At 72.6% G+C, this 12,497-nt stretch carries 12 protein-coding genes; 8 read left to right on the forward strand and 4 right to left on the reverse strand.

The genetic code is table 11. The features are described from left to right. Positions 1 to 65: 65 nt before the first annotated feature. Genes NQU55_RS01480 through NQU55_RS01495 form a run of 4 tightly spaced genes read right to left on the reverse strand, consistent with a single transcriptional unit; the run spans position 66 to position 3,920 of the window. Positions 66 to 1,211, reverse strand: a complete 1,146-nt coding sequence (locus NQU55_RS01480; RefSeq protein WP_168096347.1) for a thioredoxin family protein — start codon at positions 1,209 to 1,211, stop codon at positions 66 to 68. Positions 1,212 to 1,231: 20 nt separating this feature from the next. Then, entirely contained in the window at positions 1,232 to 1,423 is a 192-nt protein-coding gene (locus tag NQU55_RS01485; protein ID WP_256789465.1) for a ferredoxin, read from the reverse strand. 26 nt (positions 1,424 to 1,449) lie between these two features. Continuing rightward, positions 1,450 to 2,670, reverse strand: a complete 1,221-nt coding sequence (locus NQU55_RS01490; RefSeq protein ID WP_256789467.1) for a cytochrome P450 — start codon at positions 2,668 to 2,670, stop codon at positions 1,450 to 1,452. A gap of 35 nt (positions 2,671 to 2,705) precedes the next feature. Further along, positions 2,706 to 3,920, reverse strand: coding sequence for a cytochrome P450 (locus tag NQU55_RS01495; RefSeq protein ID WP_168091476.1), 1,215 nt, complete (start codon positions 3,918 to 3,920; stop codon positions 2,706 to 2,708). A 241-nt stretch (positions 3,921 to 4,161) separates the two neighbouring features. Here NQU55_RS01495 and NQU55_RS01500 point away from each other — a divergent pair, with 241 nt between their 5' ends. From NQU55_RS01500 to NQU55_RS01535, 8 genes are read left to right on the forward strand one after another with little or no spacing between them, the layout of a single operon-like run. Next, positions 4,162 to 5,058, forward strand: coding sequence for a proline iminopeptidase-family hydrolase (locus NQU55_RS01500; protein WP_168091475.1), 897 nt, complete (start codon positions 4,162 to 4,164; stop codon positions 5,056 to 5,058). 24 nt (positions 5,059 to 5,082) lie between these two features. Further along, positions 5,083 to 6,027 (forward strand): ACP S-malonyltransferase, encoded by a 945-nt coding sequence (locus NQU55_RS01505; protein WP_168091474.1) that lies wholly within the window; start codon positions 5,083 to 5,085, stop codon positions 6,025 to 6,027. 25 nt (positions 6,028 to 6,052) lie between these two features. Beyond that, on the forward strand, positions 6,053 to 6,304 hold the full coding sequence (locus NQU55_RS01510) for an acyl carrier protein (protein ID WP_168091478.1): 252 nt from the start codon (positions 6,053 to 6,055) through the stop codon (positions 6,302 to 6,304). A 21-nt stretch (positions 6,305 to 6,325) separates the two neighbouring features. Further along, positions 6,326 to 7,852 carry an AMP-binding protein gene (locus NQU55_RS01515; RefSeq protein ID WP_168091473.1) on the forward strand — a complete coding sequence of 509 codons (1,527 nt, stop codon included), beginning with the start codon at positions 6,326 to 6,328 and terminating at the stop codon, positions 7,850 to 7,852. A 54-nt stretch (positions 7,853 to 7,906) separates the two neighbouring features. After that, positions 7,907 to 9,445, forward strand: a complete 1,539-nt coding sequence (locus NQU55_RS01520; RefSeq protein ID WP_256789468.1) for an AMP-binding protein — start codon at positions 7,907 to 7,909, stop codon at positions 9,443 to 9,445. Then, on the forward strand, positions 9,442 to 10,683 hold the full coding sequence (locus NQU55_RS01525; protein ID WP_168091472.1) for a type III PLP-dependent enzyme domain-containing protein: 1,242 nt from the start codon (positions 9,442 to 9,444) through the stop codon (positions 10,681 to 10,683). The genes NQU55_RS01520 and NQU55_RS01525 overlap by 4 nt, the downstream gene beginning before the upstream one ends. Continuing rightward, entirely contained in the window at positions 10,680 to 11,171 is a 492-nt protein-coding gene (locus tag NQU55_RS01530; protein WP_168091471.1) for a cobalamin B12-binding domain-containing protein, read from the forward strand. Before NQU55_RS01525 ends, NQU55_RS01530 begins: the two co-directional genes overlap by 4 nt. Beyond that, a complete protein-coding gene (locus NQU55_RS01535; RefSeq protein WP_168091470.1) occupies positions 11,168 to 12,475 on the forward strand; it encodes a methylaspartate mutase in 1,308 nt (435 codons plus the stop codon). Before NQU55_RS01530 ends, NQU55_RS01535 begins: the two co-directional genes overlap by 4 nt. Positions 12,476 to 12,497 lie beyond the last annotated feature (22 nt).

Genomic DNA, 12,497 nt, shown 5'->3' on the forward strand with positions numbered 1-12,497 from the left:
GGGTGCGTCATCTGCAGGCGCGCCGTGGCCGGTCGCGCAGTTCCCCGCGCCCCTTCGGGCGCGGCTCAGCCGGCGGCGACGCCCACCGCGGCCAGCCAGCCGGTGAGCTGCGCCGCGGAGGCGACCCCGCTGAAGCGGAAGCTCTCCTTGCCCGCGCGCACCAGGATCACGGTGGGCACGCCCATCGCGTCGAACCGCTCCTGCGCCCAGCCGGCCCGGTCCACGTCGATCTTCACTCCGGTCAGGGCGTCGCCGCAGGCCTCGACCACGTCCTCCAGGACGGGGGTGAGCAGGGAGCACGGGCCGCACCACGGGGCGGTGAGGTGGACCAGGACGGGCACGGGCCCGGCGAGCAGCCGGTCCAGCTCGGCCTCGTCGGTGATCTCGCGCAGTACGCCGCGCTCCTGCGGCTCCTCGTCCTCCTCGCCCTCCCCGTCTTCGAAGTCCTCGGCGTCCTCGTCCTCGAAGGCGCCGGTGTCGGCGGCCTCGGCGGCGGCGCGGGCGAAGAGGGCGGCGTTCTCCGGCGGCGCGGCGATGCCGTTGACGCTGAGCCCGGCGGCCAGCAGCCGCTCCAGCACGTCGAGGGCGAGGTCGTGGCCGGGGCGCTCGGCCACCGACACCTCGGCCAGGTGCGGCGTGAGCGCGATCAGGGCGTCGGCGAGGGCGTGGTCGACGGGGAGGCCCTCGAAGGCGAGGGAGGCCAGGTGCGGCGCCTCCGCCAGGGCGGCCAGCGAGCGGGGCTCGAACGCCGTGGTGCCGCTGAGGACGAGGGTGTCGAGGGAGCCGGCCGTCTCCGACCCGGCGAGCGCGGCCAGCCCCGTCCCGGTGAACCGGGGCGACTCCAGCACCAGGTCGGTCAGTTCCGGCATGGTCCCCAGCGCCGCGACGCCCTCGTCGGTGAAGTCGCCCGACAGCACGAGCGTCCTGACCGCCCGCTGCCCGGCGACGGCCCGGAGCATGCCGTCCGTCGCGCCGCCCAGGTCGGCGACGACGAACGCGTCGGACGGCAGCCCGGCGAGGCCGTCCGCGAGGGCCTCCTTGTCGGCCGCCTCGGCATCCGCCGCGTCGATCACGTAGACGAGCCGGGAGCCGGAGGACAGCGCCACCGCGCCGCGCGGCTCCACCTCCACGGGCTCGCCCCCGCCCTCCGTGTAGCGGACGAGGGTGCCGGGAAGGCCTTGCTCGGGGAACTCGATCAGACGCGCACTCATGAGCCCCATGCTATGCGCCGCTATTCGTCGAGGCTGATGACCTGGACCGGGCACGTCATGGCCGCCTGGCGGACGTCCTCGTACACCTCCTCCGGCGGCGCCTCCTGGAGGAGGACGACGATCCCGTCCTCGTCCTGGTCGAAGACCTCCGGGGTGAGCATCGCGCACTGACCGGACCCCACGCACCGCGGGGTCTCCACGCTGACGCGCATGGCGGGGAACCTCTCTCCGGAGCCGGTCACCAGGTGACGGGCAGTTCGTAGACGCCGTAGACCATGGCGTCGTCCTTGAACCTGAGCTCTTCCAGGGGCGCGGCCAGGCGCAGGCCGGGGATGCGCCGGAACAGGGTGCCGTAGACGACCTCCAGCTCCACGCGGGCGAGGTTCGCTCCGATGCACTGGTGGATGCCGTAGCCGAAGGCGAGGTGGCTGCGGGCCTCCTCGCGGTGGATGTTCAGCGTGTCGGGGTCGGGGAAGACGGACTCGTCGTGGTCCGCGGAGTTGTTGAGGGGGAGGATGCCCTCGCCGGCGCGGATGAGGGTGCCGCCGACCTCGATGTCCTCCAGGGCCACGCGCGCGGCGCCCGAGTCCGAGATGCTGAAGAAGCGCAGGAGTTCCTCGACGGCCCGCGGCAGCAGGTCCGGGTCGGCCTTGACCGCGTCCAGCTGCCCGGGGTGCTCCAGCAGCGCCAGCACACCGAGGGCGATCATGTTGGCCGTGGTCTCGTGGCCGCCGACGAGCATCAGCCGCGCCATCGTCACGACGTCGGTGTGGTCGGCGACCTGCTCCACCCGGTTCTTCTCGATGAACCGGCTGATCAGGTCGTCGCCCGGCCGCTCCTCCTTGCCGGCGACCAGCGCGTCCAGATAGCCGTCCAGGGCCTGGACCGCCGCTCCGTACTCCTCGGGTGCTGCGTCGTGGTTCATCATCGTCGCCGACCACTCCTCGAACCGCGCGTGGTCCTCGTACGGGACGCCGAGCAGCTCGCAGATCACCAGGGAGGGCACGGACAGCGCGAGCGCGGTCACCAGGTCCACCGGGCCGCCCGCGGCGAGCATCGCGTCGACGCGCTCGTCCACGATCTCCTGGATCCGCGGGCGCAGGGCCTTGACCCGCCGGGCGGTGAACTCGGGGATCAGCATGCGGCGCTGCGCGGTGTGGTCCGGGGGATCCATCGACAGCAGCATCAGCCGCACCGACCGGAGCATCTCCTCGGGGATGTGGAACTGGTGCGGGTAGCCCGGCAGCTTGAGGTTCGAGCTCACCCGCGGGTCGCCGAGCACCTGCCTGACGTGCTCGTAGGTGGTGACCAGCCAGGCGGGCTTGCCGTTGACCTTGAGGGTCGCCCGGGAGACCGGTTCGCTCGCGCGGAGCTTCGCGTACTCCTCCGGCGGGCTGAAGGGACAGGTGCGCTTCATCGGGAACGCCGGGTGGCGCGCCGGGTCGGCGGAGTGCGTCATGGTGCCCTCTCGAACTCGGTACGTCGTGCGGATGGTTACCAGGTGACCGGCAGCTCGTAGACGCCGAACACGATGGCGTCGTCCTTGAAGCGCAGGTCCTCCGGGGAGGCGGCGAGGCGGAGGCCGGGGACGCGCCGGAAGAGCGTGCCGTAGACGACGTCGAGTTCGAGGCGCGCGAGGTTCTGCCCGATGCACTGGTGGACGCCGTAGCCGAAGGCGAGGTGGCTGCGGGCCTCCTCGCGGTGGATGTCGAGCGTGTCGGGGTCGGCGAAGACGTCCTCGTCGTGGTTGGCCGCGTTGTTGAGCGGCAGGATGCCCTCGCCGGCGCGGATGAGCGTGCCGCCGATCTCGATGTCCTCCAGGGCCACGCGTGCGGTGCCGGAGTCGGAGATGCTGAAGTAGCGCAGGAGTTCCTCGACGGCCCGGGGCAGCAGGTCCGGGTCGGCCGTGACCGCGGCGAGCTGCTCGGGATGCTCCAGCAGCGCCAGGGTGCCGAGGGCGATCATGTTGGCGGTGGTCTCGTGGCCCGTGACGAGCATCAGCCGGGCCATGCTGACGATGTCCGCGTGCCCGACCGCCGGCTCCGCACGGTTCTTCCCGATCAGCCGGCTGATCATGTCGTCGCCCGGCTCGCTCTCCTTGGCGGTGACCAGGCCGTCGACGTACCGGTCGAGCTCGTAGTGGGCCCGCCCGCGCTCCTCCTCGCCGATGTCGCGGCTCATGATCTGCCCGGCCCAGGTCTCGAACCGTGCGTGGTCCTCGTAGGGGACGCCGAGCAGCTCGCAGATCACCAGGGAGGGCACGGGCAGTGCGAGCGCGGTCATCAGGTCCACCGGGCCGCCGGCGGCGAGCATCGCGTCGATGCGCTCGTCCACGATCTGCTGGACCCGGGGCCGCAGCTCCCGCATCCGGCGGACGCTGAACTCGGGGGCCAGCATGCGGCGCTGGACGGTGTGGTCCGGCGGGTCCATGGACAGGAACGTCAGCGGGACGGCCTGCAGCATCTCCTCCGGTACGGGGACCTGCAGCGGGTAGCCCGGCAGTTTCAGGTTGGCGCTCACCCGGGAGTCGCCGAGCACCTTCTTGATGTGCTCGTGCTTGGTGATCAGCCAGGCGGGCTTGCCGTTGACCTTGAGGGTCGCCCGGGAGACCGGTTCGCTCGCGCGGAGCTTCGCGTACTCCTCCGGCGGGCCGAAGGGGCACCGGCGGGCCATGGGGAACGCGGGGTGCTGCTCGGCAGGTGGGTTCATGATGCCCTTTCGTACTCGGTACGTCGTACGGGCGGGCACGTGGGAAACGGGCTGCCGCCGTTCGCACGCTAAACACCCCCGGTGCGCGGGCAGCACCCCCTACCGGCCCCAGTTCGGCGACGCCGGCGCACCCCGGCGGCAACCCCTGCTCCGCTAGGGGCCGTTAGGGGTCCTGGTGCGGCGCCGCAGCGGGTTAGCGTCGGTCCCGACCCCCTGCACGACGTCGAGTGAGGTGCTTGCCGTGTCCTCGGACCCCAGCGCAAAGGGAACGGTCCCTTTCGGGGAGTACCGGACCTGGTACCGGATCACCGGTGAACTCCGTGCGGGCCGGCCCGCCGTCGTCGCCGTGCACGGCGGCCCGGGCAGCACGCACGACTACCTGCTGGGTCTCACCTCCCTCGCCGACGCCGGCTGGCCGGTCGTCCACTACGACCAGCTCGGCAACGGCGGATCGACGCACCTGCCCGGCCGCGGCGCGGACTTCTGGACCCCCGAGCTCTTCCTGGCCGAGCTGGACAACCTGCTGGAGCGCCTCGGCATCGCCGACGACTACGTGCTGTTCGGCCAGTCGTGGGGCGGGCTGCTCTCCGCCCGGCACGCCTCGGCACGGCCCTCCGGCCTGCGCGGCCTCGTCATCGCCAACGCGCCCGCCTCATACCCCTTGTGGCTCGCCGAGATGGAGGTGCTGCGGTCGCAGCTCCCGCCGGGGGTGGACGAGACGCTGCGGCGCCACGAGGCCGCCGGCACGACCGACTCGGACGAGTACTTCACCGCGATGCGCGTCTTCTACGACCGGCACGTGTGCCGGACCCTGCCGTGGCCGCGGGACTTCCTCTCCTCCTTCATGGAGATCTACAACGACCCGACCGTGTACTACACGATGAACGGGCCCAGCGAATTCCACGTGACCGGCACCCTGAAGGACTGGTCGGTCATCGACGGCCTGGACGCCGTCGAGGCGCCGACCCTGCTCGTCAACGGCCGTCACGACGAGGCGACGGCGGTGACGATGCAGCCGTTCCACGACCTCATTCCGGATGTGCGCTGGGAGGTCTTCGAGCAGTCGAGTCACGTGCCGCACCTGGAGGAGCCGGAACGGTTCACCGAGGTGCTGACCGGATTCCTGAAGAGCCTGTAGACCTGTAGAGAGGACGTGGCACTCATGGCCGCCGAGGCACACCGCACCGCCGTCGTCTTTCCCGGCATGGGCCCGTCCGCGTTCACCGACGTCGGCCGGTTCATGGTGGTGAACCCGTTCGCCCGCGAACTCGTCGCCGTCGCCGACGACGTGCTCGGCTACTCCCTGGTCGACGCCTTCCGCGAGGCCGACGGGGACTATTCCGAGGCGGCCCAGGTCGCCTTCCTCGTGAACTGTCTCGCCTCCGCCGAATGGGCGCGGCAGAACCTGGGGATCGAGCCCGGATTCTGTGCCGGGCCGAGCTTCGGCGAGAAGGCGGCCATCGCCTACTCCGGGGCGCTGCCGGCGGCCGAGGCGATCCGGATGACCGCCGGGCTCGCCCGCTGCATGGACGAGTACTTCCGGCACGAGCACCGCGACATCGTCACGCTCTCCTTCGTGCGCACGCCGCGCGAGCGGCTCGACGAGATCCTCGCCGAGCTCGACGAGCAGGGCGAGTGGCACGACATCTCCTGCTACATCGACGACGACTTCTTCATGCTCTCGCTGGCCGAGGGCCGGGTCTCCTGGCTGCAGGAGCGGCTGCGCGCCGTCGGCGGGATGTCGCTGTACACGATGCGGCCGCCCATGCACTCGGCCGCCTTCGCGGGACTGCGCGCCAAGGCCGAGCGGGAAGTGGTCTCCACCCTGGACTTCGCCGACCCGGAGCTGCCGGTCGTCGCCGACCAGGACGGCACGCTCCTGCACTCGGCCGAAGGCATCCGCACGATGCTGCTGGACAGCTTCACCCGCCCGCTGGACTGGCCGGCGGTCGTGACCGCCCTCAAGGAGGCCGGTGTCGAGCGGATCTGCGTCGCGGGCCCGGACAGCCTCTTCGGCCGGGTCGGCCGCACGACGGACAACTTCGAGGTCATCGCGGCCAATCCGCGGCTGGCGATGACACCACGGCGCCGCGCCGGCGCCGCCTGAGCACCCTCCGACGATGGGATCCACCATGTGGGACGACCAGTTCGAACAGCTTCTGCGCAAGTTCCTGCCGTTCCTGGCACCGGACGAGCCCCTGGAGAGCGGCACCGCCCTGCGCGACCTGGGGCTGGACTCCCTGGGCGTGGTCGAACTGCTCGGGAACCTCGAGAGCACCTACGACGTGCGGTTCCTCGACGGCGCGCTGGCCATGGAGAACTTCGAGAACCCCGGCATCCTCTGGAAGACCGTGGAGGGCCTGCCGGCCGGCACCGCCGCGTAGCGGGAGCCGGGGGACACCACGATGGACGACACCATGGACGCCGTACTGCCCGGCCGCTTTCTGCGCGGCCTGGCCTTGTCGCCGGACCGCCCCGCGGTCCGGGCCGGCAAAGCCGCGCTGACCTACCGGGAGCTGCACGAGCGCGCGCTGGCGCTGGCGGGCTCGCTGCTGTCGGGGCTGCCGGAGCGGCCGCAGGCGATCGGCGTGCTGGCGGGCAAGGGGCTCTCCGCGTACCCGGCGGTCCTCGCCGGCCTGTACACGGGGATCACCACCGTCCCGCTGCAGCCCGCCTTCCCCGCGCTGCGCACCCGGCAGATGATCGAGGCGAGCGGCGTCGGCGCACTGATCGCGGACGACGACGCGCTGCCCGCGCTCACGGCGCTGCGGGAGGCCGGCACCGACCTGCCGGTGCTCTTCCGCCCCGGCGGGCAGCCGATGCCGGCCGTGCCGTACGACCCGGCCGCCGCCCTGGCCTCGCCGCGGCCGGTGCGGGCGGCGGACGTGGCGTACGTCCTGTTCACCTCGGGCTCGACCGGCAGGCCGAAGGGCGTGCCGGTCACGCACGCCAACACCGCGCACTACTTCGGCCTGCTCGACGAGCGCTACGACTTCGGGCCCGGGGACGTCTTCTCGCAGAACTTCGACCTCAACTTCGACTGCGGGATGTTCGACCTGTTCTGTGCCTGGGGGGCCGGTGCGACCCTGACCGTTCCGCCGCCGCAGGCGTTCCGGGACATGCCGGCGTTCGCCGCCGCGGAAGGGCTGACCGTCTGGTTCTCCACGCCCAGCGCCATCGCCCTGATCCGGCGCACGGGCGGCCTGCGGCCGGGGGCGATGCCGTCCCTGCGGTGGAGTTTCTTCGCGGGGGAGGCGCTGAACTGCCAGGACGCCGAGGACTGGCAGGCGGCGGCACCGGGCGCGTTCGTGGAGAACCTCTACGGGCCGACCGAGCTGACCATCACGGTCTCCGCCCACCGGTGGTCCGCCGGGCGCGGGCTGCACGGCGTCGTGCCGATCGGCGCGGTGCACGCCGGGCACGGCGTGCTGCTGCTCGGCCCGGACGGCGCCGAGCACACCGACGAAGGGGAGCTGTGCATCGCCGGGCCCCAGCTGACGCCCGGCTACCTCGACCCCTCCGACGACACCGGCCGCTTCTTCCACCGGGACGGCCGGCGCTGGTACCGCACCGGCGACCGCGTCCGCCGCGCGGACGACGGCGAACTGCTCTACCTGGGGCGGCAGGACTCCCAGGTCCAGGTGCACGGCGTGCGCGTGGAGCTGGCCGAGGTGGACGCCGCCGTGCGCACCTGCGCCGGCGTGGAGGACGCCGTCACCGTGGCGGTCGCGGCGGGCCACACCTGCGAACTGGTGGTCTTCTACACCGGATCCGCCGTGCCGCAGGTGCAGCTGGCCCGCGAGCTGCGGAGCGTGCTGCCCCTGGCGATCGTCCCGAAGAAGTACGTGCACCTGGCGGAATTCCCGCTGAACCCGAACCGGAAGATCGACCGCAAGAAGCTCGCCCTCCGGGCCGCGCCCGCAGCCGGCTGAGCCGGCCGCCCGCACCGTGCAGGAGGGCTCTCATGAAAGGTCATACGGGGCGCAGTGAACCGTAATTCGACATCGGATACCCGTCCGCCCGCGCTCGTCCACGCGCTGCTGGACGAGGCCACGGCGGACACCGCTCCCGGCGCCGCGGCGGTCGGCGACGGAGCCGGGCGCTGGACGTACCGGGAGCTCGCCGCGTACAGCCACGCGGTCGACGCCTGGCTGGAAGCCCGCGGCATCGGCCGCGGCGACCGGGTGCTCGTGCAGGTGCCCAGCACCCGCGAACTGGTCGCCCTGTTCTACGGGACCTCGCGGCGCGGCGCGGTGTTCGTGTCGCTGAACCCGGGGATGAAGGACTTCCACCTCCGCTCGGTGCTCGCCAACGCCGAGCCCGGGCTGGTGATCGCGGCCGACGCCGCCGCGGCGCGGATCACGGAGTTCTCCCCGGCCCCGGTCGTCGGGATGGGGGAGTTCTGGAGCGGGGTCGCCGCCCTGCACGAGAAGGGGGCACGGGCCTCGGCCCCGGTGGAGGTGTCCGCCGAGGACATCGCGGCGCTGGTGTACACCTCCGGCAGCACCGCCGCGCCGAAGGCGGTCATCTGCCCGCACGGGCCCATGCTCTTCGCCTCGCACGCGATCCACCTCGAACTCGGCTACCGCCCCGACGACGTGGTGTTCTGCCGCTTCCCGATCTCCTGGGACTACGGGCTGTACAAGATCCTCCTGGCCGCCCTCGGCCGCTCCGAACTGGTGCTCGCCGACGGCGAGTCGGACCTGGTGCTGCTCAAGCGGATCCGGGAGTCGGGGGCGACGGTGGTGCCCATCGTGCCGTCCCTCGCCACCATGATCCTGACCCTGGCCGAGCGCGAGCCCGCGCCGGAGGGGATCTCCCGGGTGCGGATGTTCACCAACACCGGGGCCGCGCTGCCCAGGCCGACGGCCGACGCGCTGCGCGCGGCGTTCCCCGGTGCCGAGGTGATCCGCCAGTTCGGCCAGACCGAGTGCAAGCGCATCTCCGTCCTGCCGCCCGAGTTCGAGGACGGCAAGCGCGAGTCGGTCGGCCGGCCCCTGCCGGGCACGACGGTGCTCGTCCTCGGCGAGGACGGGGCCGAACTGCCCACGGGGGAGACGGGCGAGATCGTGGTGGAGGGCCCGCACGTGATGCCCGGGTACTGGCGCGCGCCGGAGCTCACCGCCCGCACGTTCCGGGAGAACCCGGTCACCGGTGCCCGGCGGCTGCACACCGGCGACTACGGGCACGTGGACGAGGACGGCTTCCTCTACTACGAGGGCCGCCGCGACGACGTGTTCAAGCGCAAGGGCGTGCGCATGAGCACCACCGAGATCGAGGCCGCCACCATGGACATCCCCGGCGTCCGCGCCGCGGCCGTCCTGCCGCCTGCCGGGGACCGCGACCTCGCGGTGTGCGTCGAGGGCGACGTGGCCTCGCACACCGTCCTGCGCGAGCTGGCCCGCCGGCTGGAGCCCGCCAAGGTCCCCGGCCTCTGCAGGGTCGTCGAGGACCTGCCCCTCACTCTGCACGGAAAGCACGAGCGCAAGCAGCTCGCCCTGCTGTTCGAAGGGAACGACCGGTGACCGGCTACACCGAGCTCGCCGAGCGTTTCGGCACGCCCGCCTACGTCTACGACCTCGACCGCGTCGCGGCGGCGAAGCGCGACCTCTTCGCCGCCCTGCCCGAGGAGGCCCACCTCTTCTACGCCGTCAAGGCGAACCCGCACCCGGAGCTCGTCCGCGAGATGTGCGCCGGCACCGGGCGCGGCTGCCGGGCGGAGATCAGCTCCGTCGGCGAGCTCGCCGCCGTGCTCGCCGCGGGGGCCTCCGCGGCGGACGTCCTCTACACCGGGCCCGGCAAGACCGAGGGCGAACTGACCGAGGCGCTGAAGGAGGGCGTGCGGCTGTTCTCCGTCGAGTCCCTCGGCGACCTGCGGCGCGTCGGGGAGACCGCCGGCCGGCTCGGCGTCGTCGCCGACTGCCTGCTGCGGGTCAACAGCGCCTCCGCGAGCGCCTCGACCAGCATCCGGATGACCGGCGTCCCCTCCCAGTTCGGCTTCGACAGCGAGACGCTGCCCGCCCTCCGGGACGAGCTGACGGCCGTGCCCGGGACCCGGGTCGCGGGCGCCCACTTCTTCCCGCTCAGCAACGCCAAGGACGAGGCGAGCCTGATCGCCGAGTTCCGCCACACCATCGCGGTGGCCGCCGGGCTGCAGGACGAGCTGGGCGTGCGGTTCCGGTTCGTGGACATCGGCGGCGGCTTCGCGGCCCCGTACGCCGTGACCGGCGACCGGCCGGTGTACGGCGAGCTGCGCGCGGCCCTGGCGGAGACGCTGGACGCGCACTTCCCCGGGTGGCGCGAGGGCGCCCCGCGCATCGCCTTCGAGTCCGGGCGTCACCTCGTAGGCGACAGCGGCACGCTGCTGGCCGGGGTGGTCAACCTCAAGGAGAGCCGCGGCCGGCGCTTCGCGATCCTGGACGGCGGCATCAACACCTTCGGCGGCATGTCCGGCCTCGGGCGGATCCTGCCGGTGTCCGTCGAGCTCCACGGGCCGCAGGAGCCGGCCGACCAGGTCGCCAGCCTCGTCGGCCCGCTGTGCACCCCCGGGGACGTCCTCGGCCGTGACATCCCGCTGCCGGCGCTCGCGCCCGGGGACGTCGTCGCCGTCCCCAACGCCGGCGCCTACGGACCCACCGCCAGCCTGCTGATGTTCCTGGGCAGACCGGCCCCGGTCGAGATCGTCGTGCGCGGCGGCGACGTCGTCTCGGCCTCCCGGATCGAGCACACCCGCGCGTACGCGTACGGGCAGGGGGAGCGATGAGCAGCCCGGCCACGACGGGGAGGGGTGCGGGCGCGGAGCCCGCCGGGGACCGGGCCCCCGCCCGGCGGGACGCCACCGTCGTCGTCACGGGCGTGACCTCCGACTCGCACACCTGGAACCTGGTCTTCCTGCAACTGCTGCTGGAGGAGCTCGGCTTCGGCGTCGTCAACCTCGGCCCCTGCGCGCCCGAGGAGCTGGTCGTCGCCGAGTGCCTCGCCCGCCGGCCCGCGCTGCTCGTGGTGAGCAGCGTCAACGGCCACGGCTACCGGGACGGCATGCGGCTGATCAGCCGGCTGCGCCGGCAGCCCGGGCTGAGCGCCGTGCCGGCGGTCATCGGCGGCAAGCTGGGGATCGCCGGGGTCCGGAGCGCCGAGCAGCTCGGCGCCCTGGTCACCGCCGGGTACGACGCCGTCTTCGACGACGGCGCCGAGGGGATCGCCTCCTTCCGGCGGCTGCTCGACGCGCTCCCGCAGCGGGCACTGGCGTGACCGGGTTCGGCGCGTTCGTCCGCCGGGCCCACGCCGGCGGCGAACTCGTCGTGCAGCCCAGGATGGGCATGAGCGAACCCGGACGGATGCGCGCCGGCCTGCGGGCGACCAGGGCGGCGAACGGGCGGACGGTCGGCACCATCACCCTGGACAGCTACACCCGCGTCCGGGACCTGGAGTCCGCCGGACTCGCCCTCCTGGAGGGCGAGTCGCTCAACGGCTACCCGATCGTCAACCACGACCCGGCCACCACGCGGTGGGTCCTGGAGGGCTCCCACGGACCGGACTTCCCCGTCCAGGTCCGGCACGGCTCCGCCGACCCCGTCGACATCTTCCGGGCGCTGATGACCGTCGGACTCGACGCCTCCGAGGGCGGGCCCGTCTCGTACTGCCTGCCCTACGGGCGCATACCGCTCCGGCAGTCCGTGGACAACTGGGCGCGCTCCTGCGAGCTGTTCGTCCGGCTGCGCGAGACGGGCCTGGAACCGCACCTGGAGACGTTCGGCGGGTGCATGCTCGGACAGCTCTGCCCGCCCAGCCAGCTGGTCGCGATCAGCGTGCTGGAAGCCCTGTTCTTCCACCGGCACGGCCTGCGCAGCATCTCCGTCAGCTACGCCCAGCAGACGAGCCCGGCGCAGGACGCCGAAGCCGTCGCGGCGCTGCGCCGGCTGTGTGCGGAGCTGCTGCCCGACACCGACTGGCACGTCGTCATCTACGCCTACATGGGCGTCTACCCCGCCTCGCCGGACGGCGCCTACCGGCTGCTGGGCAAGGCGGCGGAGCTCGCCGCCGTAACCGGCTCCGAACGCCTGATCGTGAAGACCGTCGCCGAATCCGTACGGATTCCGACGGTCGCGGAGAACGTCAGCGCGCTCGAATTCGCGGCCGCCACCGCGGCGAGGACCCCGCGGCCCGTCGCCGCCGAAAGCGCGGGCGCCGATTCACAGACGTATGCGGAAGCCGCCGCTCTAGTGTCCGCCGTACTCAATATGGCGTCCGATCCCGGCGAGGCCATGCTGCTGGCATTCCGCAGGGGATATCTCGACATCCCCTATTGCCTGCACCCCGACAACATGGGGCGCAGCAGGAGTTACATCGACGGGAAAGGACGGCTCCGCTGGGCGGACACCGGCAGGCTGCCGCTGTCCGGCGTGGTGGAGACGCGCGGGTCCCGCACCGTCACCTCCGGCGATCTGCTGGATTCCCTCTCGTATGTGCGCCGGAAGTTCGACCACGAGCAGGTGTCCGGCGCGCCGGGCAGGGGAGTGATCGGCCCGGGGCGCACACGTCCTAGGGGTGCGTAAGGGTGTGGCCCCTGCCGGGGTC

Origin of the sequence: Streptomyces telluris (genome assembly GCF_024519335.1) — a bacterium.
Taxonomy (GTDB): Bacteria; Actinomycetota; Actinomycetes; order Streptomycetales; family Streptomycetaceae; genus Streptomyces; species Streptomyces telluris.